General features: G+C 72.2%; 24 protein-coding genes and 1 pseudogene. 9 read left to right on the top strand and 16 right to left on the bottom strand.

Annotation, left to right across the window (positions count from 1 at the left end):
- Positions 1-114: 114 nt before the first annotated feature.
- The 3 genes from ACGF2Y_RS35185 to ACGF2Y_RS35195 all read right to left on the bottom strand — a co-directional run bounded on the left by ACGF2Y_RS35185 (position 115) and on the right by ACGF2Y_RS35195 (position 2,954).
- Positions 115-1,293 (bottom strand): acyl-CoA dehydrogenase family protein, encoded by a 1,179-nt coding sequence (locus ACGF2Y_RS35185; RefSeq protein WP_392955822.1) that lies wholly within the window; start codon positions 1,291-1,293, stop codon positions 115-117.
- A gap of 166 nt (positions 1,294-1,459) precedes the next feature.
- A complete protein-coding gene (locus tag ACGF2Y_RS35190; RefSeq protein ID WP_392955824.1) occupies positions 1,460-2,614 on the bottom strand; it encodes a methyltransferase in 1,155 nt (384 codons plus the stop codon).
- 127 nt (positions 2,615-2,741) lie between these two features.
- The gene (locus ACGF2Y_RS35195; RefSeq protein ID WP_392955826.1) at positions 2,742-2,954 is read right to left on the bottom strand and encodes a hypothetical protein; all 213 of its coding nucleotides are present in this window, start codon (positions 2,952-2,954) and stop codon (positions 2,742-2,744) included.
- A 363-nt stretch (positions 2,955-3,317) separates the two neighbouring features.
- On the opposite strand from ACGF2Y_RS35195, the gene ACGF2Y_RS35200 reads away from it, so the two are divergent.
- Entirely contained in the window at positions 3,318-4,136 is an 819-nt protein-coding gene (locus ACGF2Y_RS35200; protein WP_392955828.1) for an endonuclease I family protein, read from the top strand.
- A 25-nt stretch (positions 4,137-4,161) separates the two neighbouring features.
- Here the strand turns inward: ACGF2Y_RS35200 and glsA are convergent, their stop codons facing one another.
- Together glsA and ACGF2Y_RS35210 are read right to left on the bottom strand one after the other, a co-directional pair.
- The gene (gene glsA, locus ACGF2Y_RS35205; RefSeq protein ID WP_392955829.1) at positions 4,162-5,511 is read right to left on the bottom strand and encodes a glutaminase A; all 1,350 of its coding nucleotides are present in this window, start codon (positions 5,509-5,511) and stop codon (positions 4,162-4,164) included.
- Positions 5,512-5,524: 13 nt separating this feature from the next.
- On the bottom strand, positions 5,525-5,791 hold the full coding sequence (locus tag ACGF2Y_RS35210) for a hypothetical protein (protein ID WP_392955831.1): 267 nt from the start codon (positions 5,789-5,791) through the stop codon (positions 5,525-5,527).
- A gap of 219 nt (positions 5,792-6,010) precedes the next feature.
- On the opposite strand from ACGF2Y_RS35210, the gene ACGF2Y_RS35215 reads away from it, so the two are divergent.
- On the top strand, positions 6,011-7,126 hold the full coding sequence (locus ACGF2Y_RS35215) for a chemotaxis protein (RefSeq protein WP_392955832.1): 1,116 nt from the start codon (positions 6,011-6,013) through the stop codon (positions 7,124-7,126).
- Between the two features lie 59 nt (positions 7,127-7,185).
- Here ACGF2Y_RS35215 and ACGF2Y_RS35220 read toward each other — a convergent pair whose 3' ends face one another.
- From ACGF2Y_RS35220 to ACGF2Y_RS35240, 5 genes are all read right to left on the bottom strand, one after another.
- A complete protein-coding gene (locus ACGF2Y_RS35220) occupies positions 7,186-8,145 on the bottom strand; it encodes a D-2-hydroxyacid dehydrogenase family protein (protein ID WP_392955835.1) in 960 nt (319 codons plus the stop codon).
- An 84-nt stretch (positions 8,146-8,229) separates the two neighbouring features.
- Positions 8,230-10,608, bottom strand: coding sequence for a phosphoketolase (locus ACGF2Y_RS35225; protein ID WP_392955836.1), 2,379 nt, complete (start codon positions 10,606-10,608; stop codon positions 8,230-8,232).
- A gap of 46 nt (positions 10,609-10,654) precedes the next feature.
- Positions 10,655-12,067 carry an NADP-dependent succinic semialdehyde dehydrogenase gene (locus tag ACGF2Y_RS35230; protein ID WP_392955837.1) on the bottom strand — a complete coding sequence of 471 codons (1,413 nt, stop codon included), beginning with the start codon at positions 12,065-12,067 and terminating at the stop codon, positions 10,655-10,657.
- A 161-nt stretch (positions 12,068-12,228) separates the two neighbouring features.
- Positions 12,229-12,687: an ATP-binding protein gene (locus tag ACGF2Y_RS35235; protein ID WP_392955838.1), complete on the bottom strand. Its 459-nt coding sequence runs from the start codon at positions 12,685-12,687 to the stop codon at positions 12,229-12,231.
- A 182-nt stretch (positions 12,688-12,869) separates the two neighbouring features.
- Complete coding sequence (locus ACGF2Y_RS35240; protein WP_392955840.1) at positions 12,870-13,259, bottom strand: hypothetical protein; 390 nt, start codon at positions 13,257-13,259, stop codon at positions 12,870-12,872.
- A 229-nt stretch (positions 13,260-13,488) separates the two neighbouring features.
- On the opposite strand from ACGF2Y_RS35240, the gene ACGF2Y_RS35245 reads away from it, so the two are divergent.
- The 3 genes and pseudogenes from ACGF2Y_RS35245 (at position 13,489) to ACGF2Y_RS35255 (ending at position 15,241) form a co-directional block, all read left to right on the top strand.
- Complete coding sequence (locus ACGF2Y_RS35245; protein WP_392955842.1) at positions 13,489-13,830, top strand: DUF6479 family protein; 342 nt, start codon at positions 13,489-13,491, stop codon at positions 13,828-13,830.
- Positions 13,831-13,884: 54 nt separating this feature from the next.
- Positions 13,885-14,118, top strand: a pseudogene (locus ACGF2Y_RS35250) (cation diffusion facilitator family transporter); the annotation flags it as partial.
- Positions 14,119-14,428: 310 nt separating this feature from the next.
- Positions 14,429-15,241 carry a VOC family protein gene (locus tag ACGF2Y_RS35255; RefSeq protein ID WP_392955844.1) on the top strand — a complete coding sequence of 271 codons (813 nt, stop codon included), beginning with the start codon at positions 14,429-14,431 and terminating at the stop codon, positions 15,239-15,241.
- A 6-nt stretch (positions 15,242-15,247) separates the two neighbouring features.
- Here ACGF2Y_RS35255 and ACGF2Y_RS35260 read toward each other — a convergent pair whose 3' ends face one another.
- A complete protein-coding gene (locus ACGF2Y_RS35260) occupies positions 15,248-15,823 on the bottom strand; it encodes a DUF6328 family protein (RefSeq protein WP_392955846.1) in 576 nt (191 codons plus the stop codon).
- A gap of 206 nt (positions 15,824-16,029) precedes the next feature.
- Between ACGF2Y_RS35260 and ACGF2Y_RS35265 the strand changes: the two genes are divergently transcribed.
- Positions 16,030-16,410 carry a VOC family protein gene (locus tag ACGF2Y_RS35265; protein ID WP_392955848.1) on the top strand — a complete coding sequence of 127 codons (381 nt, stop codon included), beginning with the start codon at positions 16,030-16,032 and terminating at the stop codon, positions 16,408-16,410.
- A gap of 90 nt (positions 16,411-16,500) precedes the next feature.
- Here the strand turns inward: ACGF2Y_RS35265 and ACGF2Y_RS35270 are convergent, their stop codons facing one another.
- The 4 genes from ACGF2Y_RS35270 to ACGF2Y_RS35285 all read right to left on the bottom strand — a co-directional run bounded on the left by ACGF2Y_RS35270 (position 16,501) and on the right by ACGF2Y_RS35285 (position 19,014).
- Positions 16,501-16,998, bottom strand: coding sequence for a GNAT family N-acetyltransferase (locus ACGF2Y_RS35270; RefSeq protein WP_392955850.1), 498 nt, complete (start codon positions 16,996-16,998; stop codon positions 16,501-16,503).
- 30 nt (positions 16,999-17,028) lie between these two features.
- The gene (locus ACGF2Y_RS35275) at positions 17,029-17,433 is read right to left on the bottom strand and encodes a DUF1992 domain-containing protein (RefSeq protein ID WP_392955851.1); all 405 of its coding nucleotides are present in this window, start codon (positions 17,431-17,433) and stop codon (positions 17,029-17,031) included.
- A gap of 116 nt (positions 17,434-17,549) precedes the next feature.
- Positions 17,550-18,347, bottom strand: a complete 798-nt coding sequence (locus ACGF2Y_RS35280) for a tyrosine-protein phosphatase (RefSeq protein WP_392955853.1) — start codon at positions 18,345-18,347, stop codon at positions 17,550-17,552.
- 121 nt (positions 18,348-18,468) lie between these two features.
- Entirely contained in the window at positions 18,469-19,014 is a 546-nt protein-coding gene (locus ACGF2Y_RS35285; protein WP_392955855.1) for a DUF6325 family protein, read from the bottom strand.
- A gap of 268 nt (positions 19,015-19,282) precedes the next feature.
- Between ACGF2Y_RS35285 and ACGF2Y_RS35290 the strand changes: the two genes are divergently transcribed.
- From ACGF2Y_RS35290 to meaB, 3 genes are read left to right on the top strand one after another with little or no spacing between them, the layout of a single operon-like run.
- A complete protein-coding gene (locus tag ACGF2Y_RS35290) occupies positions 19,283-21,145 on the top strand; it encodes a methylmalonyl-CoA mutase family protein (RefSeq protein WP_392955857.1) in 1,863 nt (620 codons plus the stop codon).
- The gene (scpA, locus tag ACGF2Y_RS35295; protein ID WP_392955859.1) at positions 21,145-23,370 is read left to right on the top strand and encodes a methylmalonyl-CoA mutase; all 2,226 of its coding nucleotides are present in this window, start codon (positions 21,145-21,147) and stop codon (positions 23,368-23,370) included. The genes ACGF2Y_RS35290 and scpA overlap by 1 nt, the downstream gene beginning before the upstream one ends.
- Positions 23,371-23,382: 12 nt before the next feature.
- Complete coding sequence (gene meaB, locus ACGF2Y_RS35300; RefSeq protein WP_392955860.1) at positions 23,383-24,417, top strand: methylmalonyl Co-A mutase-associated GTPase MeaB; 1,035 nt, start codon at positions 23,383-23,385, stop codon at positions 24,415-24,417.
- Between the two features lie 210 nt (positions 24,418-24,627).
- Here meaB and pgm read toward each other — a convergent pair whose 3' ends face one another.
- On the bottom strand, positions 24,628-26,271 hold the full coding sequence (gene pgm, locus ACGF2Y_RS35305; RefSeq protein ID WP_392955862.1) for a phosphoglucomutase (alpha-D-glucose-1,6-bisphosphate-dependent): 1,644 nt from the start codon (positions 26,269-26,271) through the stop codon (positions 24,628-24,630).
- Positions 26,272-26,561 lie beyond the last annotated feature (290 nt).

The raw sequence follows: 26,561 nt of genomic DNA on the forward strand, positions 1-26,561 counted from the left end.
CAACTGTCTCCGCGTCATGCACACCGGACTACACGATCCACCCCCGAAGCGAGGGCGAATCCCGCAGATTGATCACGACTCGATACAGGCCCTAAAAAGCCTCGTCACACACACTCACCGCCGCACCCGCGGCATGCCCAGCCCGATCCACGAGATGATCTCCCGCTGTATCTCGTTGTTGCCGCCGCCGAAGGTGAAGATCACGGCCGAGCGGTAGCCGCGTTCCAGTTCGCCGTGGAGCACCGCACCGGCCGAGCCCTCCTTCAGCGCGCCCCCGGAGCCGACGATCTCCATCAGCCAGGCGTAGGCGTCCCGGCGGGTCTCGGAGCCGTGGACCTTGACCGCCGAGGCGTCCTGGGGCGTGAGGGTGCCGTCCTGGAGGGCGGCGACCATCTGCCAGTTGAGCAGCTTCATCGCGTCGAGGCGGGTATGGGTGCGGGCGAGCAGGGCGCGGACCCAGCCGAGGTCGATGACCCGGCGGCCGTCGGCGAGCTTGGTGTCGGCGGCCCAGCGCTGGACGTTGTGCAGGGCGCGGATCGCCATCGTGCCGTGGGCGGCGAGGGTGACGCGTTCGTGGTTGAGCTGGTTGGTGATGAGCCGCCAGCCCTTGTTCTCCTCGCCGACGCGACGGGACACCGGGACGCGGATGTTCTCGTAGTAGCTGGCGGTCGTGTCGTGCGAGGCGAGGGTGTTGATCAGGGTGCAGGAGTAGCCCGGGTCGCTCGTGGGGACCAGGAGCATGGTGATGCCCTTGTGCGGCGGGGCGTCGGGGTCGGTGCGGACGGCGAGCCAGACCCAGTCGGCGGTGTCGCCGTTGGTGGTCCAGATCTTCTGTCCGTCGACGACGTACTCGTCCCCGTCGCGGACGGCGCGCGTCTGGAGAGCGGCGAGGTCGGTGCCCGCCTCCGGTTCGCTGTAGCCGATCGCGAAGTCGATCTCCCCGGCCAGGATTCCGGGCAGGAAGTGGGCCTTCTGCTCGTCGGTGCCGAACCGCATGATCGTGGGCCCGACGGTGTTCAGGGCCATCAGCGGCAGCGGTACGCCGGCCTGGGCGGCCTCGTCGAAGAAGATGAACTGTTCCATCGGGGTCAGTCCCCGGCCGCCGTACTCCTTCGGCCAGCCGACCCCCAGCCAGCCGTCGGAGCCGAGCCTGCGGACCGTATCGCGGTAGAAGCGCTTCTGGGCCGCGGGTTCCGCGTAGCGGGCGCGGGCGTTGTCGGGCACCAGGGTCGCGAAGTAGGTGCGCAGTTCGGTGCGCAGCCGCTGCTGCTCAGGCGTGTATGCGAGGTGCACGGCCCCTCCAGAGTCTCGCTTCGGCGTCGTCCGTGTGCGGCGGCGCACACAGTAGAACGTGTTGCAAGAATCCGGAAGGGCCGAAGAACGTACGACAGTCGCGCCCGGCCCGATGAGCGGCTGGGCGAACGGCCCGGTGAGCGGCGCCGGGGGGCGCCGCTCTCGGTCAGCGCTTGACCGCGCGCAGGACCACGAACTTCGCGTCGCCCGCGACCGTGGTGCAGTTCCCGAAGATCCGCCGCAGGTGAACGTGGTACGAGAGGTGCCGGTTGCCCACGACCCAGAGTTCGCCGCCCTGGCGCAGGACGGTCCGTGCCCCGGCGAACATCGTGCGGGCGGTCGCGTCGGTGGTGGCGAGGTGCGAGTGGAAGGGCGGGTTGTTCAGCACCAGGTCCACGCTGCCCGGATCGAGGTCCCCGAGACCGTCGCCGACCAGGAAGTCGGCCTTCGCGCCGTCCGGTGCGCCGGTCCGGAAGGTCTCCTCGGCCGAGGCGACCGCCCCGTAGGACTCGTCGACGAAGGTGACGTGCGCCTCGGGGTTGGCAATGGCGGCGGAGAGCCCGAGGACGCCGTTGCCGCAGCCCAGGTCGACGACCCGGACGGCCCCGCCACGGGTGGGCAGGTGCTTCAGGAAGAAGCGGGTGCCGATGTCCAGGCGCTCGGCGCAGAAGATCCCCGCGTGGTTGACGGTGGCCAGGCCGGAGACGGGTCCCACGTCGGCGGGCAGCTCGTAGCGGTACGGCCACGGGCTCGGCGTACGCGGCAGCGCGGGGTCCGGGGTGCAGAAGATGAGCCGCGCCTTGCGCACCGCGAGGGAGGTGCGCGTCGGGCCGATGATCCGCTCGAAGAGTTTGAGCGTGGAGGTGTGGATCTCCTTGACCATGCCGGTGCCGATGATCACGGTGCCGGAGTGGACGGCGGGGGCGATCCGGTGGAGCTGGTCCTCCAGGAACGCCAGGGACTTGGGCACCCGGACGATCAGGACGTCGATCCGGTCCGGCGGGGTGTCGCGCGAGGACAGCAGCCGGACCGCGTCCTGGTCGAGACCGTTGCGGTCGAGGTTGGCGAGGGTGGCGCGCCGGGCCAGGCAGGAGTCGCTGATCTGGACGGGCCGGTGCGCGGCCAGCGCGGTGGCGAGCGCCCCCCACCGGTCTCCGACGACGGCGACCGTCCCCGAGAGGTCGACCGGGCCCGCCTCGGAGTCCGTCAGCTGCCGGAGCAGGTATTCGTCGGCGGCGTCCCACGCCCGGAAGGGGTCGCGCGGGTGGTCGGGGTAGCGGGCCAGCTCGAAAGCGCCCTGTGAGGTCGTCAAACGGTTCATATGTCACTCAGGCTAGCCGAGGGAACCGGGGGCGCCCCACACGCTCCCCGGCCCCTGGGCCGCCTTCACCCGGGCGTACGGCTCCGCGCACCGCCCGCCGGGTGCTCCCGCAGGCCCCACGGGGCCGTCAGGGCAACTGCTTGTCGATGGCCGACCGCCCCTCGGCGGCCAGCTTGCGCCGCGCCCATTCCAGGGTCCGGGGCGTCAGGTCCCGCCCGGAGGCCAGCACCAGGTCCTCCGCGCTCGGCCGGTCGCTCGCGCCCGTGTGCAGGAGCCGGTCGGGCGTGACGCCCCCCGGCCCGGATACGGCCGCGGTTACGGATTCGGGCTCTTCGCTCATGCCGCCTCCTCGTCCTTGCGGCAATTCTCGCCCCCCGCGGACCCGGCCGCATCCGATGAGCTCCCATCGCTCCCTCCGGCAGGCTTCGCCTCGGCCCGGACCCTGCGCGACCGGGCCGCCGGACAGCGCCGGGCGGGGACGCCGCGTCCGCCTCCGGAGGCCTTGGGCCGCCGGGGCTCACGGCCGCCCGAGAAGATTTCCCCCAACCTGATTCTTGACCTGCACATGATAGATACACAGCGTTCACCACAGGGCACGACGCGTGGGGAAGGCTCCTGACCGACCACCTACCGCACGGCCGCCGCCGGGGCGCCCCCACCCAGGGCCCCCGGCACGTCCGCGATTCGGAGAGGACACCCCCACATGTCCCGTCGTCATTCGTTCTACGCGCGTCCGCTGCTGGCCGCGGCAGCGGCCGTCACCGTACTCGCCGGCACCGCGGCCGCGACCCCCGCGGCCGCCTCGCCCGACGCTCACACCACCACCACCGCCACCCTCGACGACACGTACTACCAGGACGCGCTCGGCAAGACCGGCGCCGAGCTGAAAGCCGCCCTGCACACGATCATCCGCGACCAGACCAAGCTCTCCTACAGCCAGGTGTGGAACGCCCTCAGGGCCACCGACGAGGATCCCGCCAACTCCTCCAACGTCGTCCTGCTGTACACCGGGCGCTCCCGGTCCAAGAACGACAACGGCGGCAACGTGGGCGATTGGAACCGGGAGCACGTCTGGGCCAAGTCGCACGGCGACTTCGGCACGACGACAGGTCCGGGCACCGATGTCCACCATCTGCGGCCCACCGACGTCCAGGTCAACTCCGCGCGCGGCAACAAGGACTTCGACAACGGCGGGAGCGAACTGGGCAACGCACCGGGCAACTTCACCGACGGTGACTCCTTCGAGCCGCGCGACGCGGTCAAGGGCGACGTCGCCCGCATGATCCTCTACATGGCGGTGCGCTACGAGGGCAACGACGCCTTCGCCGATCTCGAACCCAACGACCGGGTGAACAACGGGTCGGCGCCGAGGATGGGCAGGCTGTCCGTTCTGAAGCGGTGGAGCCAGGAGGACCCGCCGGACGCCTTCGAGAAGCGCCGCAACGACGTCATATTCGACCGCTTCCAGCACAACCGGAACCCGTTCATCGACCACCCCGAGTGGGTCGGGGCCATCTGGTAGGCCCGATCCGCCCGGAAGTCCCGGATCAGCCCTCCCCGGCCAGGGCCCGCGCGCAGCCTTCGACGGCACTCTCACGGGTGGCGTAGCGCGGCAGGTCCTGGCCGGTCCGCTCCCGTACGAGGTCGGGCGGGCCCAGCAGATCCTTCGGATCGACGACCGCCGCGCGCCGCCCGTCGGCGGCCAGCCGGGCCAGCCCGGTGTGCAGCATCGCCAGGGCCACGGAGTCGACGGACGTGACGTCGTGCAGGTCGAGCACCACCGAGCCGCCGTCCGGCCCGGACTCGTCCAGGGCGTACAGCACGCGTTCGGCGGCCGTGAAGTCGATGGACCCCTGGGCGACGACGACGCCGACCTGTTCGTGGAGGACCCGTTCGTGTGCGGCCGAGGGCGCCGACGGCAGATCGTCCGCGGTCGTGACGAGGGTGACGGTGGAGCCCGGGAGCGCCGGGTTGAGCATGAGGTGGAGCCCGTAGCGCCGCGAGAGCGCCTCGAGAGCGGCGTGGCCGCGTACCGAACTGCCGGTGGTGTCCAGCGGCGGGCTGTACGTGGCGAGTCCGAAGCGGGCGGGGCCCACCGCGATGAGGCCGCCGGACACCCCGCTCTTGGCGGGCAGCCCGACGCGCAGCAGCCATTCGCCGGAGCCGTCGTACATGCCGCAGGTCGCCATGACGGCGAGGACCTGGGCGGCGACCTCGGCGGAGACGACCCGCTCGCCGGTGACCGGGTTCACGCCGCCGTAGGCGAGCGTCGCGGCCATCGTCGCGAGGTCGACGGCGTTGACGCGGATCGCGCACTGGCGGAAGTAGCGGTCGACCGCCAGGACCGGGTCGACGGGCATGGTGCCGGTGGAGCGGATCAGGTACGCCAGCGCCCGGTTGCGGTCCCCGGTCACCGACTCGGAGCTGAACACCTCGTCGTCGACGTCGAGTTCACGCCCGGCGAAGCGGCCGAGGCAGTGCAGGATCCGGTCGAAGGCGGGTTCGTCCGGGGCGTCGAGGATCAGGGCGGTGGTGACGATCGCGCCGGCGTTGACCATGGCGTTGGCCGGCCTGCCCGTACCGGGTTCGAGGCTGATGGCGTTGAACGCCTCGCCGCTCGGCTCGGCGCCCACCCACCGGCCCACCTCGTCGAGGCCGAGGAGGGAGAGCGCGAGGGCGTAGACGAACGGTTTGGAGACGGACTGGAGGGTGAAGGGGACCTCGGCCTCGCCCGCGCTGTAGCGGTGTCCGTCCATGCTGACCAGCGCGAGCCCGAAGGCGTCGGGGTCGGCGAGGGCCAGCTGGGGGATGTAGTCGGCCGGTTTCCCCTCCCGTACGGAGACGAACTGTGCGCGCAGATTCTGGAGCGAGTCGGTCACCGCGTCGGCGGCGCTCATGGCCCGCGCCCCCTCAGCCGCGCTCGGTCCGGGCGACCCGGGGGACGGTCTTCACCCCGGCGGTCCGGCGGCTGTCGGCCCGAGCGGTGACCGCGCGGTCCGGCGGCGCGCCCTCGATGCCGACGACGACGGTGTCACCCCGGCCCTCGACCTCGTCCGGCCGTTCGGCCGCCTTCTGCCGCACGCGTTCGGACTCGGCGGACACCGAGGCCGCGAGGGGGGCCGGGGCGCGGGCGGCGAGATGGCCGCGCGCCCGGCGGGCGGGGAGGTTCGCTTTCACGGACGGTCCGTCCAATCCAGGAGAGGGGGATCCGGGTACGGAAAAGGGGGATCCGGGTGCGGAAAGGGAGGCGTGCGGAACTTCCGGACCGTGGGCGTGGAATCGCGACCTCCCGCACTCCAGGGCAACAACTCGCTCATATTAGGATCAAAAGGTATGAATTGACTCGTCGAAGCATCCGCTTCATACGGGAGCGGGTTCGAGCCCCGGGAGGGAACGATGGATACGGACGCCCTGACCGCCGACCTGTTGCGGGAGCTGCGGGCGACCCGGCCCTATCCGGCCCTGTCCCTGACCATGCCGACCCACCGCAAGGCCCCCGACAACGCCCAGGACCCGGTCCGCCTGCGGAATCTGGTGGCCGAGGCCGGGCACCGCCTCGACGCCGACCCGCAGGTCAGCCGCGAGGTCCGGGCCGCCCTCCAGGACCGGCTGGAGCGGGCGGCGGGCGAGGTGGACCCGCGCCGGGCGCTGGACTCCCTGGTGCTCCTGGCCACCACCGACGCGTACTGGATCTGGCAGCTTCCGCGTACCGCACCCGAACGGGTGGTGCTCAGCGACACCTTCCTCACCCGCAACCTCGTCGCGGCCAAGGCTCAGACACGTACGTTCCGGGCGCTGACCGTCGCCGCCGACCACGCCACGCTGTGGACCGGCACGGGCGAAGGCATCCGGCCGGAGGAGGCGGACGGCTTCCCGCTGACCGCGTCGAAGGAGCCGCCCAACCCGCAGCGCGAGGAGCGGATCGGGGACACCCCGAGCACCTTCACCGACGAGGAGACCCGGAACTTCTTCCGTACGGTCGACGAGAAACTGCGCGCGGTGGTCGCGGCGGATCCGCGCCCGCTCTACCTGATGGGCCTGGCCCCCGCGCTCGCTCTGCTGGACGCGGTCGGGGCGGGCTCCGGGTCCGCCGTCGCCCGGGTCGCCAAGGGAGCGCCGGCCGATCTGTCGTCCGCCGAGGTTCTCAGGGAGCTGCGGCCCGCCCTCGACGAGGGTGCGCGCCTGGCGGCCGCGGAGGTGGAGACCCGGCTCGACCACGCCCGGGGCGCGCACTCCTTCGCCGGGGGTCTCGACGAGGTGTGGGCCGCCGTCCGGGAGGGCCGGGCGGCTCTGGTCGCGGTGGAGGAGCACTTCCAGGCGGCCGTGCAGGTGAGCGACGAGCATCTGGAGCCGGTGCCCGAGGGGCGCACGCAGACCGCCGACGGCACGGTCCGTGAGGACATCGTCGACGAACTGGTCGAAGCGGCACTGGACAGCGGCGCCGACGTGGCGTTCGTCGAGGACGGTTCGCTGGCGGACCACGGCCGGATCGCGGCGGCGCTGCGCTACTGACGAAGCCGGCGGCCGGAGCCCCCGGCCAGGGGCCCGGAAGGGCTCCCCCGGCTCCGCCGTCAGCCCAGGCGGCGGACCGGCTCCCCGTCGAGGAACGCCCTGATGTTCTCCACGGCCTGGCCGTAGTAGGTCTCGTAGTTGGCGCGTGACACATAGCCCAGGTGCGGGGTGGCCAGCAGACGCGGGGCGGTGCGCACCGGGTGGCCGGCCGGGAGCGGCTCGCTGTCGAACACATCCGTAGCGGCCCCGGCGATGGCCCCGGCGTGCAGGGCGGCGAGCAGGGCGTCCGTGTCGACGACGGCCGCCCTGGAGGTGTTGATCAGGTAGGCGGTCGGGCGCATCCGGGCGAGTTCGGCCGCGCCGACCAGGCCCCGGGTCCGTTCGCCGAGCGCCAGGTGGACGGAGACGAAGTCGCTGGTGGCCAGCAGTTCTTCCTTGGAGGCGGCCAGGGTCGCCCCGACCTCGTCGGTACGTTCCTTCGTGAGGTTCTGGCTCCAGGCCAGGACGTCCATGCCGAAGGCCAGGCCCACCCGCGCCACCCGGCCGCCGATCTTCCCGAGCCCCAGCAGACCGAGCCGCCGGCCGTGCAGATCGGCTCCGAGGGTGGACTGCCAGGGCCCGCCCGTACGCAGGGCCTCCGCCTCGGGGACGATCCCGCGCGCCAGGCCCAGCAGCAGCGCCCAGGTGTGCTCGACGGGCGGGGTGGCGGAGCTGGCGGTACCGCAGACGACGACGCCGTGCCGTTGCGCGGCGTCGAAGTCGATGACGGAGTTGCGCATTCCGGAGGCGATCAGCAACCGCAGCCGGGGCAGCCGGGCGAACAGTTCCGCCGGGAAGGGCACCCTCTCGCGCAGGGTCACCACGATGTCGAAGCCGGCCAGGGCTGCGGCCGCCTCGTCCTCGGTGGCGAGGTGCTCGGTGAACGTCACGACCTCGACGTCGGCGGTCACGGGTGACCAGTCGACGACGGTGGTGGCCACGGACTGGAAGTCCTCGATCACGGCACAGCGCAGCTTCATGGCGGCCCTCCGGTGGGTCTCGGGTCGCCGCCCATGATCGCTCATCGCCCCGTCGGCGGGATCAGGGCCCGGTGACCGACGCCGTCAGCCGCCCCACTTCCAGTCCACGACCTCCGGCAGGTCCGTGCCGTGCTCGCGGATCCAGGCGTGGTGGCGGGTGCGGACGTCGGCCATCTCCTGGCGTACGGCGACGGCCCGGACGCCGAGGCCGGGCACCCGGTCGATGACGTCCATGACCAGCCGGTAGCGGTCGAGGTCGTTGCGTACGACCATGTCGAACGGCGTGGTCGTGGTGCCTTCCTCCTGGTAGCCGCGCACATGCAGGTGGGCGTGGCCGGTGCGGCGGTAGGCGAGCCGGTGGATCAGCCAGGGATAGCCGTGGTACGCGAAGATCACCGGCTTGTCGCGGGTGAACAGGGCGTCGTACTCGGCGTCCGGCATGCCGTGCGGGTGCTCGGAGCCGGGCATCATGCGGGCGATGTCGACGACGTTGACCACACGCACGGCCAGCTCCGGCAGGTGACGGCGGATCAGGTCGGCGGCGGCCAGCGTCTCCTGGGTGGGCACGTCCCCGGCGCAGGCGAGGACCGCGTCCGGGTCCCGGCCGCGGTCCTCGGTCCCGGCCCACTCCCAGGCTCCGGCTCCGCGCGCGCAGTGGGCGCGGGCCTCCTGCGGGGTGAGCCAGTCGAAGGTCGGCTGTTTGCCGGCGACGATGACGTTGACGTGGTCCCGGCTGCGCAGCGCGTGGTCGGCCACGGAGAGCAGGGTGTTGGTGTCCGGCGGGAGGTAGACGCGCACGACCTCGGGGCTCTTGTTGAGGATGTGGTCGACGAAGCCGGGGTCCTGGTGGGAGAAGCCGTTGTGGACCTGGCGCCAGACGTGCGAGGTGAGCAGGTAGTTGAGCGAGGCGACGGGCCGCCGCCAGGGCAGCCGGCGCGAGGTGCGCAGCCACTTGATGTGCTGGTTGACCATGGAGTCGACGATGTGGGCGAACGCCTCGTAACTGGAGAAGAGCCCGTGCCGTCCGGTGAGGAGATAGCCCTCCAGCCAGCCCTGGCAGAGGTGTTCGGACAGCACCTCCATCACCCGGCCGTCGTGGGAGAGGTGTTCGTCGGTGGGGAGCCGCTCGCCCTGCCATGCCTTGCCGGTGGCCCCGTAGAGGGCGTCCAGCCGGTTGGAGGCGGTCTCGTCGGGGCCGACCACCCGGAAGTCCCTGCGGCCGGCGGTGGCGGCCATGACGCTCTCCAGGAGGCCGCCGAGCACCTTGGTGGGCTCGTGGAGCGCGGTGCCGGGCTTGTCGACCCGTACGCCGTGGTCCGCCGGGTCGGGCAGGGGGAGGTCGCGCAGGAGCAGCCCGCCGTTGGCGTACGGGGTGGAGCCGAGCCGGGCCTCGCCCTCGGGCACGCAGGCGAGGACCTGTTCGGTGGGGCGGCCCTCCGCGTCGAAGAGTTCCCCGGGCCGGTAGGAGCGCAGCCAGGCCTCCAGCTGCCGCAGGTGCTCCGGGTGGTCGCGGACGCCGGAGAGCGGGACCTGGTGGGAGCGCCAGGTGTTCTCGACGGGCAGTCCGTCGACCTCCTCGGGGCCGGTCCAGCCCTTGGGGGTGCGCAGCACGATCACGGGCCAGCGGGGGCGTTGGGTCACGCCGTCCTCGCGGGCCGCCCGCTGGTACGTGCCGATGCGGTCCAGGGCGGTGTCCATGGCGGCGGCCAGCGCCCGGTGGACGGTGTCCGGGGTGTCGCCGGTGACGTACAGGGGGTCGTGCCCGTAGCCGCGCAGCAGCTGGTCGAGCTCGTCCTCGGGGATCCGGGCGAGAACCGTCGGGTTGGCGATCTTGTAGCCGTTGAGGTGGAGGACCGGCAGGACGGCCCCGTCGTGGACCGGGTCGAGGAATTTGTTGGCGTGCCAGGACGCGGCGAGCGGCCCTGTCTCGGCCTCGCCGTCGCCGACCACGCAGGCCACCAACAGGTCCGGGTGGTCGAAGGCGGCACCGTAGGCGTGAGCGAGGGCGTAGCCGAGTTCGCCGCCCTCGTGGATGGAGCCGGGGGTCTCGGGGGCGGCGTGGCTGGGCACGCCGCCGGGGAACGAGAACTGTTTGAAGAGAAGTCCCATGCCCTCGGCATCCCGGCCGACGTCCGGGTAGGTCTCGGTGTAGCTGCCCTCCAGCCAGGAGTTGGCGAGGACGGCGGGTCCGCCGTGACCGGGGCCCCAGACGCACAGGGCGCTCAGGTCGCGGGCCTTGATCACGCGGTTGAGGTGGGTGTGGACGAGGTTGAGGCCCGGCGAGGTGCCCCAGTGGCCGAGCAGCCGGGGCTTGATGTCCTCGGGGACGAGCGGCCGGGTCAGCAGGGGGTTGGCCATCAGGTAGATCTGGCCGACGGCGAGGTAGTTGGCCGCGCGCCAGTGGGCGTCGAGCGCGGCGAGCTCCTCGTCGGACGGAGCGGAGGGGGTGGGGGTGTCGCTCACGGGGCAGGTCTCCTCGTCGGGTGACGGCACACGGGCGGGGCCGGTGTCAGGACGCCTCGGGGCCGTACCAGAGCGTGGTGGCGTTGCAGAACTCGCGGATGCCGTGTCCGGCGAGTTCACGTCCGTAACCGGAGCGCTTGATCCCGCCGAAGGGCAGCGCGGGGTGCGAGGCGGTCATCCCGTTGAAGAAGACCCCGCCGGCCTCCAGGTCGCGGGCGCAGCGTTCCTGCTCGCCCGGGTCGCGGGTCCACACGTTGGAGCTGAGGCCGAAGGGGGTGTCGTTGGCCAGGTGGATCGCCTCGTCGAGGTCGGCGACCCGGTAGAGGGTGGCGACCGGGCCGAAGGTCTCCTCGTGGTGGACACGCATGGCGGTGGTGATGCCGGCGAGCACGGTGGGCTCGTAGAACCAGCCGTTCGCCAGAGCGTCGCCGAGCTGCTCGGGGCGGCGTCCGCCGCACAGCACCCAGGCACCCCGTTCGACGGCGTCGTCGACGAGTTCCTCCAGGTCGGTGCGGCCCTGCTCGGTGGAGAGCGGGCCGATGTCGGTGGCGTCCTCCAGCGGGTCGCCGACGGTCAGGGCGCGCATGCCGGCGGTGAAGTGCCCGGCGAACGTGTCGTACACGTCGGCGTGCACGATGAAGCGCTTCGCGGCGATGCAGGACTGGCCGTTGTTCTGGACGCGGGCGGTGACGGCGGTGGCGGCGGCCTTCTCCACGTCCGCCGATGGCAGGACGAGATACGCGTCGCTGCCGCCGAGTTCCAGCACGGTCTTCTTCACCTCGTCGCCGGCGGTGGCGGCGACGGCGCGCCCCGCCGGTTCGCTGCCGGTGAGGGTGGCGGCGACGACGCGGGGGTCGCGCAGGACCGCCTCGACGGCGCCGGAGCCGATCAGGAGCGTACGGAAGCAGCCCGCCGGGAATCCCGCCCGGTGGAAGAGGTCCTCCAGGTAGAGGGCGGTCTGCGGGACGTTCGACGCGTGCTTGAGGAGTCCGGTGTTGCCGGCCATCAACGCGGGGGCGGCGAAGCGCACCACCTGCCAGAGCGGGAAGTTCCACGGCATCACGGCGAGGACCACGCCGAGCGGGCGGTAGCGGACCAGCGCGCGGGAGGCGCCGGAGTCCTTCACGTCCTCGGGGTCCGGGTGTTCGTCGGCGAGGAGGCTCTCGGCGTGGGCGGCGTACCAGCGCATCGCCTTCGCGCATTTGGCCGCCTCCGCGCGGGCCGCCGTGACGGGTTTGCCCATCTCGACGGTCATCGTGCGGGCGACGCTGTCGCGGTCCTCGTCGAGGAGGTCGGCGGCCCGGTTCAGCCAGGCAGCCCGCTGCTCGAAGGGCGTGGTGCGGTACTGGCGGAAGGTGTCCGCGGCGGCGGCGATCCTGCGTTCGGTCTCCTCCTCACCGAGGGCCTCGAAGGACCGGATCAGTTCGCCGTTCGCGGGGTTGACCGTCGCGATGGGCATGGCAGTGGCCTCCTTGCATCGGTATTCCGACCGTGCCGCGCCGCACCGGTCCGCGCAACGCGGCCCTCCCTCCCCCAGCACGCACCCGGCCGACGCGGATCCTGCGTGCCGGGGGGGCACAATCCGTGTCGGCCGGGCGTGCGGGCTGCCCTTCCCGGTGGTCACACGAGCGCCGCGAGGGGGGTGCGGCGGGCGGTGCGGACGCCTGGCAGCGGGGCGTACGGGACCAGACCCGCGGGCTGCGGCGCCTCGGCGTAGCGGGTGAACCAGACCACCTTGCCGTCCGTGGTCCGGCAGGTGCCCCAGCTGTCGCTCAGGGCCATGACCCGGCTCAGCCCGCCGCCGGCCGGCAGCAACCGGGGCATCCGGGCGCTGTTGTCCGCGACGGACACGGTCACGTGCCGTCCGGTCCAGCGGAGTTCGAGGACGCTCCTGTTGCCGTCGCCGACATGCCGGTGGACGTTGGTCAGGAGCTCGTCCAGGGCCCGGCACACCGGCCGGACGTGCAGGTCGAGACTCCAGTGACGAAGGTGTGCGGCGACGATCCGCCGCAGCTGGGGAACGCGCTCTGCCGACACCTGCAGTTCGACCGAGTAGTGCCGGTCGAGTGGAACGGTCATCGTCGAGGCTCCTCACCACGAGGCCCACGCGCTTCACCCCGTCGTACCTTTCACCCCGTCGTACGAACGACCCCGAACACGAAGCGTGAGCACTGATCACTTCTGGGTCACTCATTAGGGTGCGCCGCGTACGCCGGACGCGCAACAGGGGACCGTCCGTGCCGGTTCCGGTGTGCGGGCCGTCAGCGGCTCTCCAGCCGCAGTCTGACCTCCTCCTCCTGGTCTCCGGCGGCCGTGCCGACGACGCTCACCGCGAAGGCGCCGGTGAGGTGGGTCCGTAGCCGGTCGACGGCCCAGTAGCCGCCCTGGGCGTCCACCGTCACCGGTGCGGTGAGGCGGGCGGGGGTGGCCTCCGCCCTCGGTTCGAGCACGTCGACGGTGGTGACCCAGACGGTCGGGCGGGGGCCGGAGACCTGCGCGGGGGTCTCACCCACCGGATGGTCCGAGGCGAAGGCGGTGGCGAGCACGTCGAACACGGTCCGCGCGTCCTGTGTGTCGCAGCTACTGAGGGAGACCACCACCTCCCGGCCCGCCGGGTGCTCCTCGCCGCTCTGCTCGGGGGTGCTGTTCACCGTGGTTCCTTCCGCTGGGGTACCGGCCTTCCGGACCACTCCAGGCTGACCCCGCATCCGGCCGACGGCGACACGGGAAGCACCCGAAAGAGGCCTGGAGCTACTGGAGGGCGGGCAGGAGGGCTGTCCTGACCCACGGTCCTGAAACGCGTTTCCCGTGAGATACCCATAAAACATGAATTAATGTGAATAGCCGACTGACGCCCTCCTCTCGGGGTATGCGCATTACATGGACGTTCTGCATGCAGTCGATGCCGTCGAGGCGGCCTCCGTGGTCCCGCTCGCGAACGGCCCGGGGGCCCTCGGGATCTTCCTGGGCGTCGTGGCGCTGGCCGTCGTCGCCCTGCTGATCGGCGGCTTCATCCTCAGCAAGCGCAAGCACGACGCCGAGCCGCCGCCGCCCCAGCCCGATGAGCAGCCGGAGAGGCCCGAGCGGCGCACCCACGTCGAGCAGCACGACCCGCATTCCTCCGACCAGTTCCCCGAGGACGGCCATGCCCTGTCGCCGTACGAGCTGAAGGACCACGGCAACGGGCCGCTGCCGCCCGACGAGGAGCGGCCGCGCGGCTGACCGGCCCGTCCCCCGGGGGACGTCGCGCCGGCCCCCTCTGCTCAGGAGGTTGTGATGGCCGGCCCGGCCGCCGACCGACGTACCCGTCTCACGGTACTGGTGGCGCTCGCGGCCAACCTCGTGATCGCGGCGGCCAAGAGCGTGGGCGGGCCGGCCTCCGGCTCCCCGGCCCTGCTGTCCGAGGCCGCCCACTCGGTCGCCGACAGCCTCAACGAGGTCTTCCTCCTCGCCGCGCTCCGGCGCAGCCGCCGCCCCGCCGACGCCCGTCATCCGTTCGGATACGGCCGCCGAGGCCACGTCCCTGACGCGGGCCCTGCACCAGGCGCGCGGCGAGAAGCCCGGGGCTCTGGACGCCCGTATCGACCTCGCGCCCGGGATCGACAGCGAGCGGGTGGAGGAGGTCTCGATGCGTATCAGGGAGGCGGTGGCCGACCGGTGGCCGCAGGCCGACCAGGTCTTCCTCGACATCACGAACGCCCCGCCGCGCGCCGGGCTGTGACCCGGGGCCCGCGTTGCGGGACCGGGCGGGCAGGTCGACGCTGGTTGCTGGACCGCAGCGGCCGGGCAGGACGCCGCTCACCGAAGAAGGCAGTGGACCATGACCGGAAGCGATCCCCGTACGGCCTCATCGGCGGCACCGCTGACGGGGCCGGCCGCACCGTGCTGGGTCACCCTCATGACCCGGGACCTGGCGGCCTCCGAGCGGTTCTACACACAGGTCCTCGGCTGGTCGTTCCGCCCCGGGCGGCTCGGGGCTGACTTCTCCGTGGCCTACCGCGACGAGGTGCCGGTGGCCGGTGTCTTCGCCGTCTCGTCGGCGTACCGGGTCGCGGTGGCCTGGACGCCGTACTTCGCGGTGGAGGACGCGGACGTGGCCGCCGCCCGGGTCCGCGAGCGCAGCGGGACCGTGGCGGTGGGACCGCTGACGCTCGGCAAGGGGCGCGGGGTGCTGGCATCGGACCGGGACGGGGCGTCCTTCGGCCTCTGGGAGCACACCGGACCCACCACCTCGCCGCCGGCCCCGGCCGGCCATGCGCACGCCTGGCTGCGGCTGCGGACCCGGAACGCCTTCGACGCGGCGATCTTCTACGGCGAGGTACTCGACTGGGCGAGCGGGCGGCCGGGCTGCTGCGATGTGGCGTACGAGGGCGAAGAGGTCATCGTGCGGTGCGAGGGGCATCCACTGGCCCGGATCAGCTCCGGAGCCGTGGAGGCCGCGGCCGACCCGCTGGTACGCCCGCACTGGCAGGTTCAGTTCCCGGTGGCGGACCTCGGGGCGACGGTCTCCGCGGCCGGGCTCCACGGCGGCGCCCTCGTCGAGGAGCGCACCGGCTTCGAGGGAACCGAGGTCGCACTGCGGGATCCGGACGGCGCCCTGTTCGCGGTGACCGATGTGCGCAGCCCGGCCTGACGGGGTCTACGAGGCCCCGTCGCCGCCCGCCCCCCGGGCGGGCGGCGTCTTCTCGCCCTCCTTCTCGCCCTCCTTCTCGCCTTCCTCCTCGCCTTCCTCCTCCCGGCGGACGGAGCGTCCTCGGGTACGGGCCCACACCGGGAAGACGAACCAGCAGACCAGGAACCACAGGGCCATCGCGCCGACCAGCCACAGCGCCATTCGGCTGTGCAGGGCGACGCGCAGGATCAGCAGAAGCGCCGAGCACATCGTGCAGAAGAGCAGCACCAGGCCGAGAACGGTCATCCTGGACGCCCAGACGACCGTCTCGGGCTTCATCCGTCGGCCGGTGAGGAGCCGGTGGTACGACACGGGGCCGACGAGCGCCGCCGCGGTCGCCGAACCCAGCATGACCGTGAGGACGTAGATGTTCCGGTCGGTGTCCCCCAGTTCCTCGAACCGCGACTGGAAGACCACCGCGAGCAGGAAGCCGAAGAGGATCTGCACCCCGGTCTGTGTGACGCGCAGCTCCTGGAGGAGTTCGGACCACTGCCGGTCCGCCCGCTCCTCCCGGGTCTCCTTACGGCCTCTGCTGGGTGTCACGTGGCCTCCATTGCTCCTTGAGGGCCCCAGTGCGGGGCTGACGGCGTGCCGATGGCCGGATCCCACGGGTTCCCGCGGCCACGGGCGGATGCCCGTGGACCGGTGCGCGCGGCCCGCCTATGATCACCGCAGGGCATCGCGCGTCGGTCACCGGCCGGGTGGGGCGTGGAGGTAGCCCGTGAGATGCCCGTTGGAGGCATTCCACCGTGTCAGTCGAGTTGAACCACACCATCGTCCATTGCCGGGACAACCGCGAGTCCGCCGAATTTCTGGCGGATCTGCTGGGCCTGACGGTCGGAGAGGAGTGGGGGCCGTTCATTCCGGTCGTTCTCGCGAACAGCGTCACACTGGATTTCGCGACGATTCCCGCCGCTTCGATCACCCCGCAGCACTACGCCTTCCTCATCTCGGAGGCGGAGTTCGACACCGCGTTCGCGAAGATCCAGGAGCTGGGAATCGACTTCTACGCCGATCCCCATCAGAAGCTCCCCGGCGAGATCAACCACAACGACGGCGGTCGGGGCGTGTACTTCCCCGATCCGAGCGGTCATGGCATGGAGCTGATCACCCGCCCGTACGGCGGCTGATCACCACCGGCAGCACCCCGTCCCCGTCCCTGTCCCGGAGCCCGGCCGCGCACCGCGTCCGGGCTCCGGTCGTGCCCGGCACAGCGCCCCTCAGCCGGTGCGGAGCAGCAGCTCGGGGCGGTCCCACAGCACGGCCGGCGGGGCGGCCCGGACCGTGCCGACGGGTTCGGCGCCGATGCTCAGGTAGAAGCCCTCGGCGGGCGGGTGGGAAACGATCCGGACGCCCATGAGGCCGGCGCTCCGCGCCTCTTCACGCAGATGGGTGATGAGCAGTCGGCCGATGCCGAGCCCCTGGGCGGAGTCGGCGACGAACATCAGGTCCAGTTCCGGCGGGTCGAGCAGCAGTGCGTAGAAGCCGAGGACCTGGCCCGTATCGCTGTCGGCGGCGACGAAGACCCGGTGCGTCTCGATGTAGTCCGGTCCGATCCGGTAGCCCTGGACCATCGGTGCGTACGGGCCCTCGTAGGCGCGTGAGGTGCGGACCAGCCGGGTCAGGCGCCCGGCGTCGCCCGGCGCGGCACGGCGGACCACCACGTCGGGGCGCCGTGGGCCGCTCCCGCGCCGTCGCCCTGCCCTGCCCGATCCCATACGGCGAGTATGCGGCACGGTGGCGACAGCTCAGGACGGGCGGCGTTCCTCGCGCCAGCGGCGGACGGTCCCGTCCACGTCGAAGGGCTTGAGGTTCAGCGGCGGGCCCTCGGGAGGCATCCGGACGGCCCGTTCGATCTTCTCGTTCACCTCGGTGAGGATGCGCCGCACCTCGGCCTCGGTGCGGGCCGCGGAGACCGCGCCGGGGACGTCTTCCGCCTCTTTGCGCAGGGCGAGCGCGGGCGGCAGCATCGACACGCCTTCCCGCTGCATCTTCTGCTTGATCCACCAGGCCTCGTCGTACGGCCGTTCCAGACCGGCGATCGGCTTGCCGAAGCCCGGGAGCGCGGAGAAGTCTCCGCGCTGTTCCGCCTCGTGGATCTGCCGGTCGACCCAGGATTCGAAACTGACTCCCGGTGGTTTGCGCTCCGTCATCGCGTGCCCCTCCGACCTGTTCGCCGACCCGACTCATTCGAGCCTACACAGAGCGTCGCTCGGAGCCTTCCGCCGGAGGGCGCCAGCCTCGAACGGGGGATCCGGGGTGCCCGAGTTCAGCCGCGGATCACCAGTCCGTCCCGCAGCCGGTCCAGTGCGGCGTCGGGCACGCGCAGCCCGTTGCGCACATAGCCGTCAAGACCGCCCCAGCGCTCGTCCATGGCGTCGAGCGCCACATCCAGGTAACGGGGGCGGACCTCGATGATCGCCGCGGCGACGGCGGGGGCGCCCCCGCTGTCCAGGAACTTCGCCACGTGCGGGGCGAAGGCGGCCCGTACGGCGGGATTGACCGCGAGGAAGTCCGACCGCACCGTCGCGCGGGCCGCTCCCAGGATCATCAGCAGGACGGCCGAGGCCCAGCCGGTACGGTCCTTGCCCGCCGTGCAGTGGAAGAGCACCGGGCGCGCACCGGGGTCGGCGGCCGTCTCCAGGAAAGCGCGGTAGGCAGCCGCGGCGCCGGGCGAGAGGACCATCTTCCGGTAGGTCTCGGCGAACAGTTCCTCGGCCCGGCCGCCCCCCAGCGTCCGCTCCGCCTCGACCGGGTCGGCGAGCAGGGACCGCAGCCGGGCGGGCGCCACGCCCGGCTGGTCGCCGAGCACATCGGCGACGAAGAGCCTGGCCCGGTCCGGGAGCCGGTCCGGGGCCCACCGGCGTTCGTCGGCGGTGCGCAGGTCCACGACGGTGCGGATGCCGAGTGCGGACACCGCCCGGTCGCTCTCCGGGTCGAGCTCGCTCAGCTGACCCGAGCGGAACAGGACGCCCTGCCGCACCCGACGGTCACGGCCCAGGGCGATGCCGCCCAGGTCGCGCAGATTGACAACGGTGGCGGCCGGAACGGTCCGGGCGGTCTGCACGATGAGCTGCCTCTTTCCCCGATGAATTCCAGGAATTCCACATATCAGGATCAACGTCGCACGCGGCGGGGAAAGCACCACCGGAAAACGTCGGGCGGCACCCCGGGACACCGGCAGGACATCAGTCCGACAGCAGTTTCGTCTTCTGCTCCACGAACTCGGCGTTGGTGAGGACATCCCGCTTCCACAGTTCGGCGAGCCGCTCCAGCCGGGTGATGATGTCGTCCCCCGCGGCGCCTTCCTCACCGGACTCACCGGACTCACCGGACCCAGCGGCACCGCCGGTGCCGAGGCGCTCGTGCGCGACGAACGTGCCGCCCGCCTCGCGGGCCGTACGGGCGAGCTGCGTGGTCCACAGGTCTTCCCGGACGACGATCGCCACGACATCGCCCGCCGGCACGCTCCCGTCGAGCCCGTCGACGTCCTCCGCGCTCAGCACCGGCGCCGCCCCGCCCTCCCCCGTATCCGCGGGAACCGCCCCCTCGGGGTCCAGCTCCCGCAGTTCCGCCGGGGCCAGCACGCCCCCCTCGGCCCGGCGGACGAAGGCCAGATCACCGGCCCGTACGGCTCCGCACGACACGGCGTCGGCGAGGGCGGGGACGAGCGACCCGGTGAAGCGACTGCCGGGGAAGGCGATGACGAGGTACTCCACAGGTCCGACGGCCACGGTCGTGTCCTCTCCGTATCCCGGCGGCCGCAGGGGCTCCGGGGTGGATACGGCATTCCAGGGATGACATAAGAAATCAGGAAACTTCGCACATAATATGCACCACTGTCCCGATTCATACCGATGTCGAGGACCGCCGTGTTGCCGACGGTCCGTCCGTCACGCCGGTTACGCGACTGTATGTAAAGGATCAAGTACATATCCAAGAGGGCAAGGTCACAGCATGTGCCCCTGCTGCTGGTTCGGCGCACTGGCCTAGCATCTGAGCATGACGGTCCAGCCTGCTGACGGGCTCTCTCCGGCCGCCGCGTTCCCCGACCCCTCCCATGACCAGTGGCAGAGCCTCGTCGAAGGCGTACTGCGCAAGTCGGGCAAGGAAGTCTCGGGCTCGGCCGCTGAGGAAGCGCTGTCCACCACACTGGAGGACGGGCTCACCACCCGCCCCCTCTACACCGCCCACGACGAGTCGCCGGACACCGGCTTTCCCGGCTTCGCCCCCTTCACCCGGGGCAGCAGGGCCGAGGGGAACGCGGCCGGCGGCTGGGACGTGCGCCAACGCCCTACCCTGACCGACCCCGCCCGGCTGAACGAGGCGGTGCTCGGCGACCTGGAGAACGGGGTCACCTCGCTCTGGCTCACGGTGGGCGGTCCGGCGGGCGTCCCCGTCGACGGGCTCGCCCGCGCGCTGGACGGCGTCTATCTCGACCTCGCTCCCATCGCCCTCGACGCCCCTGCCGACCTGGACGCCGCCGCGGCCGAGCTGCTGCGGCTGTACGAGGAACGGGGCGTCGCCAGGAGCGAAGCACGCGGCACGCTGGGCGCCGACCCGCTCGGCCACGAGGCCCGGACGGGCGTCGAGGCGGACCTCGCCCCCGCAGTGCGCTGGGCGCTGCGGTGCGACGCGGAGTACCCGGGCCTGCGGGCCGTGGCCGTGGACGCGCTGCCGTACCACGAGGCGGGCGGTTCGGCCGGCGAGGAGCTGGGGCTCTCCCTGGCCACCGGCGTCGCCTATCTGCGGGCGCTGACCGGTGCCGGAATGAGCGTCGAGGCGGCCTGCGGACAGCTGGAGTTCCGTTACGCGGCCACCGCCGACCAGTTCCTGACCATCGCCAAGCTGCGTGCGGCGCGCCGGCTGTGGGCACGGGTCGCCGAGGCCTCCGGTGCTCCCGCCGCCGGAGCCCAGCGGCAGCACGCCGTCACCTCGCCGGTGATGATGACGCGCCGCGACCCGTGGGTGAACATGCTGCGCACCACGCTGGCCACGCTCGGCGCGGGCGTCGGCGGTGCGGACTCCGTGACGGTGCTGCCGTTCGATCACGCGCTGGGCCTGCCGGACGCGTTCGCGCGGCGGATCTCCCGTAACACCTCGACGATCCTCATGGAGGAGTCGCACCTGGCCCGGGTCATCGACCCGGCGGGCGGCTCCTGGTACGTGGAGCGGCTGACCGACGAACTCGCCGCGGCCGCTTGGGTGTTCTTCCAGGAGACCGAGCGGGCGGGCGGGCTGCCCGCCGCGCTGCGCTCCGGAATGGTCGCGGAGCGGCTCGCCGCCACCTGGGCGGCGCGCAGTGCGAAGCTGGCCCGCCGCAAGGAGCCGATCACCGGGGTGAGCGAGTTCCCGCAGCCGGGCGAGCGCCCGGTGGAGCGCGAGCCCGCGGCCGACGCGTACGCCGGGGCTCCGGGCGGGCTGCCCCGGGTCCGCCGGGACGAGGCGTTCGAGGCGCTGCGCGCCCGCTCCGACGCGCACCTCGCGGCGACCGGGAGCCGCCCGAAGGTGTTCATCGCCGCGCTCGGCCCGGCCGCCGCGCACACCGCGCGGGTCTCCTTCGCCGTCAACCTCTTCGGAGCGGGCGGGATCGAGGCGGTGCACGATCCGGTGTCCGTGGACACGGGGACGGCGGCCGGCGCGCTGACCGCCTCCGGCGCGACGGTCGCCGCTCTGTGCTCGTCGGACGCGCTGTACGCCGAGCAGGCGGAGCAGGTGGCCGGCGCGCTGAGATCGGCGGGAGCGGCACAGGTGTTCCTCGCCGGCCGGCCCGGCGATTACGCCGGTGTCGACAGCTTCATCTTCGCGGGCTGCGACGCGGTCGCCGTTCTCACCTCCGTACTCGACCGCATGGGAGTGGCGTGATGCCGACACCGCCCACGGATCGGAAACCCTCCGTTCCCGACTTCTCCGACGTGCCGCTCGCGTCCGGCGCACTGCCCGCCGGTTCGGCCGGGGAGTGGCAGGCGGCCGTGACCAAGGCGGCCGACGGCGCCGAGGCCCCGCTCTGGGAGACGCCCGAGGGCATCACGGTCAAGCCGCTCTACACCGGGGACGACCTGGAGGGCCTGGACGCGCTGCACTCGTACCCGGGCATCGCCCCGTATCTGCGCGGGCCCTACCCGACGATGTACGTCAACCAGCCCTGGACGATCCGTCAGTACGCCGGTTTCTCCACGGCCGAGGAGTCCAACGCCTTCTACCGGCGCAACCTCGCGGCCGGGCAGAAGGGGCTCTCGGTCGCCTTCGACCTGCCGACCCACCGGGGCTACGACAGCGACCACCCCCGGGTGACCGGTGACGTCGGCATGGCCGGGGTGGCGATCGACTCGATCTACGACATGCGCCAGTTGTTCGACGGCATTCCGCTGGACCGGATGTCGGTGTCGATGACGATGAACGGCGCGGTGCTCCCCGTGCTGGCGCTGTACATCGTGGCCGCCGAGGAGCAGGGCGTACCGCCCGAGAAGCTGGCCGGGACCATTCAGAACGACATTCTGAAGGAGTTCATGGTCCGCAACACCTACATCTATCCGCCATCGCCCTCGATGCGGATCATCTCCGACATCTTCGCGTTCACCTCAAGGAAGATGCCGCGCTACAACTCCATCTCGATCTCCGGCTATCACATCCAGGAGGCCGGGGCGACGGCCGACCTGGAGCTGGCGTACACGCTGGCCGACGGAGTGGAGTACCTGCGCGCGGGACGTGAAGCGGGCCTGGACGTCGACGCGTTCGCGCCACGCCTGTCGTTCTTCTGGGCGATCGGCATGAACTTCTTCATGGAGGTCGCGAAGCTGCGGGCGGCCCGGCTCCTGTGGGCCCGTCTGGTGAAGCAGTTCGACCCGAAGAACCCCAAGTCCCTCTCCCTGCGCACCCATTCGCAGACCTCCGGCTGGTCGCTGACCGCGCAGGACGTGTTCAACAACGTGACGCGTACGTGTGTGGAGGCGATGGCCGCGACGCAGGGGCACACCCAGTCGCTGCACACCAACGCGCTGGACGAGGCGCTGGCGCTGCCCACCGACTTCTCGGCGCGGATCGCCCGTAACACCCAGCTTCTGCTCCAGCAGGAGTCCGGTACCTGCCGGGTCATCGACCCGTGGGGCGGCAGCGCGTACGTGGAGAAGCTGACGCGCGACCTCGCGGACCGGGCCTGGCAGCACATCGAGGAGGTCGAGGCGGCCGGCGGGATGGCGAAGGCCATCGACGCGGGCATCCCCAAGCTCCGGGTCGAGGAGGCCGCCGCGCGCACGCAGGCGCGGATCGACTCCGGGCGGCAGCCGGTGATCGGGGTGAACAAGTACCGGGTGGAGACCGACGAGAAGATCGATGTGCTCAAGGTCGACAACTCCTCGGTGCGGACCCAGCAGGTCGAGAAGCTGCGCCGGCTGCGCGAGGAGCGCGACGAGACGGCGTGCCAGGAGGCGCTGCGCGCGCTGACGGCCGCGGCCGAGCGCGACCCGGGCCCGGGTCTGGAGGGCAATCTGCTGGCGCTGGCGGTCGACGCGGCGCGGGCGATGGCCACGGTCGGGGAGATCTCGGACGCGCTGGAGAAGGTGTACGGGCGGCACGCCGGGCAGATCCGTACGATCTCCGGTGTGTACCGCAACGAGGCAGGGGACTCCCCTTCGGTGGACCGCACCCGCGCGCTGGTCGAGGCGTTCGAGGAGGCGGAGGGCCGCCGTCCGCGCATCCTGGTCGCCAAGATGGGGCAGGACGGCCACGACCGGGGCCAGAAGGTGATCGCCACGGCCTTCGCCGACCTGGGCTTCGACGTGGACGTCGGCCCGCTGTTCCAGACGCCGGGCGAGGTGGCGCGGCAGGCCGTCGAGGCGGACGTGCACATCGTGGGCGTCTCCTCGCTGGCGGCGGGGCACCTGACCCTGGTGCCGGCGCTGCGCGAGGAGCTGGCCGCCGAGGGGCGCGAGGACATCATGATCGTGGTGGGCGGGGTGATTCCGCCGCAGGACATCGAGGCCCTTCACGAGGCGGGCGCCGCCTCGGTCTTCCCGCCGGGGACGGTGATCCCGGACGCGGCCCATGACCTGGTGACGCGGCTCGGCGCCGCGCTCGGCCACGAGCTGTGAGCCGCTGACCGGATGGCTGCGAAGATCGACATCGACGGTTATGTCCAGGGAGTGCTCGACGGCAGGCGGGCGTTCGTGGCCCGCGCGATCACGCTCGTCGAGTCGACGCGGGCCGAACACCGGGTGCTGGCCCAGCAGTTGCTGAGCCGACTGCTGCCGCACGCGGGGGCGGCCCGGCGGATCGGCATCAGCGGGGTGCCGGGCGTGGGCAAGTCCACGTTCATCGACGCGCTCGGCACGATGCTCACGGGCCTCGGGCACCGGGTGGCGGTGCTGGCGGTCGACCCGTCCTCCAGCCGTACGGGCGGCTCCATCCTGGGCGACAAGACCCGGATGGAACGCCTCGCGGTGGACCCGGCCGCCTTCGTCCGCCCCTCCCCCACGGCGGGCACGCTGGGCGGGGTGGCCAAGGCGACCCGGGAGTCCATCGTGGTGATGGAGGCGGCGGGGTACGACGTGGTGCTGGTGGAGACGGTGGGCGTCGGGCAGTCGGAGACGGCGGTGGCCAACATGGTCGACACGTTCCTGCTGCTGACCCTGGCCCGTACCGGTGACCAGTTGCAGGGCATCAAGAAGGGCGTCCTGGAGCTGGCGGACGCCATCGCGGTGAACAAGGCCGACGGCCCGCACGAGCGCGACGCCCGCTCGGCGGCGCGTGAACTGGCGGGTGCGCTACGGCTGATGCATCCGGCGGACGCGGCCTGGACGCCGCCGGTGCTCACGTGCAGCGCGCGCGAGTCGCTCGGCCTGGACACCCTGTGGGAGCGGCTGGAGCAGCACCGTACGGTCCTGGAGTCGAACGGCTGGCTGGCGGCCAAGCGCCGGGACCAGCAGGTGGACTGGACGTGGACGATGGTCCGCGACGAGCTGCTGGACAGTCTGCACAGCCACCCGGAGGTGCGGAAGCTCGCGCCGGAGCTCGAACAGCGGGTACGGGAGGGCACGTTGACGGCGACGCTGGCGGCCGAGGAGATCCTCGGCGCCTTCCGCGGAGGCGCGTTCCGGGGCGGCGCGTCCCATGGGGGCGATGCGGGAACGTCCGTCTGAACGCGTCGGCGCGCTGAGCGGATACGGACCGAGGGGCCCCCGGACGGAGGGCCCCTCTGCGTTTTCGGTCGCCTGCGGACCGGCGCGGGGCGGTGGCGGAGTACGACGGCGACGCGAGCGCGGTGCGGCGGGGCCGGTGGAGGCGGGCCATGAAGCGCAGGAGGGGTCGATTCGCCGCAGCCGTCGGGCCGCCCCCGGGCCGCCCGACCGCTATGCGCCGCCCAGTGCTTCGGAGACGAGTGCCCGAGCCTCCTCCTGGACCTGGGCGAGGTGGCCGGGGCCCTGGAAGCTCTCCGCGTACACCTTGTAGACGTCCTCGGTGCCCGAGGGGCGGGCGGCGAACCAGGCACTGTCGGTGCAGACCTTGAGCCCGCCGATCGGCGCCCCGTTGCCGGGGGCCTCGGTGAGCACGGCGGTGACGCGTTCCCCGGCCAGGGTGCCGGCCTTGACCTGCTGCGGGGAGAGCCGGGCCAGGACGGCCTTCTCCTCGCGGGTGGCGGGTGCGTCGATGCGGGCGTACGCCGGGTCGCCGAAGCGGGCGGCGAGCCGCGCGTAGTGCTGGGAGGGGGTGGATCCGGTGACGGCGGTGATCTCGGAGGCGAGGAGGGCCAGCAGAATGCCGTCCTTGTCCGTGGTCCAGACCTGGCCGTCGCGGCGCAGGAAGGAGGCCCCGGCGGACTCCTCGCCGCCGAAGCCGAGACTGCCGTCGTGGAGTCCGTCGACGAACCACTTGAAGCCGACGGGGACTTCCACCAGGGTGCGGCCGAGGTCGTGGGCGACCCGGTCGATCATCGACGAGGAGACCAGGGTCTTGCCGATGCCGGTACCGGCGGCCCAGGCGTCACGGTGGGTGTAGAGGTAGTCGATGGCTACGGCCAGATAGTGGTTGGGGTTCATCAGACCGCCGTCGGGGGTGACGATGCCGTGGCGGTCGGCGTCCGCGTCGTTCCCGGTGGCGATGGCGTACGCGTCGCGCTGTTCGATCAGCGAGGCCATGGCGTGCGGGGACGAGCAGTCCATCCGGATCCTGCCGTCCCAGTCCAGCGTCATGAACCGCCAGGTGGGGTCGGCGAGCGGGTTGACCACGGTGAGGTCGATCCGGTGCCGTTCCGCGATCCGCCCCCAGTAGGCGACGGACGCGCCGCCGAGGGGGTCGGCGCCGATGCGGATGCCCGCGTCCCGTACGGCGTCGAGGTCGAGGACGGAGGGCAGGTCGTCGACGTACGCGGTCAGGAAGTCGTGCCGGCGGGTGGTGTCGGCGGCCAGGGCGCGGGCGTACGTGATCCGGCGGACCTCTCCGAGTCCGGCCTCGATCAGAGCGTTCGCCCGGTCCTGGATCCAGGAGGTGGCGTCGGATGCGGCCGGTCCCCCGTTCGGCGGGTTGTACTTGAAGCCGCCGTCGGCGGGCGGGTTGTGGGACGGGGTGACCACGATGCCGTCGGCCAGGTGCTCGGCGCGTCCCCGGTTGTAGGTGAGGATGGCGTGCGAGACGGCGGGGGTCGGGGTGTAGCCGTCGTCGCTGTCGATGAGGACGGTGGCCCCGTTGGCGGCGAGCACCTCCAGGGCGGTGATCCGGGCGGGTTCGGACAGGGCGTGGGTGTCGGCGCCGAGGAACAGGGGTCCGTCGGTGCCCTGGCGGGTGCGGTAGTCGCAGATCGCCTGGGTGGTGGCGGCGATGTGGTCCTCGTTGAACGCGGCCGCGAACGCGGAGCCCCGGTGGCCCGAGGTGCCGAAGGCCACCCGCTGGGCGGGCTCGGCCGGGTCGGGGTGAAGGGCGTAATAGGCCGTCACCAGCCGTGCCACGTCGACCAGGTCTTTCGACTGCGCCGGCTGCCCGGCCCGTTCGTGCGCCATCGGGTCTCCTCGTACGTCCTCGTCGTCGGCCGGCCCGTGGGGAGACGGGCCCGGCGCACCGGGGAAACGATCACCCCGGTCCGTACCCGATTCTGCTCTCCCGGCCGCCCCGGTGCGCGACCGGTTCACGTCTTCCTCGTGTTGTGCCCCGGCCGGGACAGCGTCGTGGGGGGGGGGGCCGGGCGGGGCGGGGGGGGGGGCCCGCGCCCCCGCCCCGCCCCCCCCGGCCGGGGGGGGAGGGGGGGGGGGTGGGGGGGGGGCGCCCCCCCGCCCCCCCCCCCCCGCGCCCC

The organism is Streptomyces sp. NPDC048142, assembly GCF_043202835.1.
Taxonomy (GTDB): Bacteria; Actinomycetota; Actinomycetes; order Streptomycetales; family Streptomycetaceae; genus Streptomyces.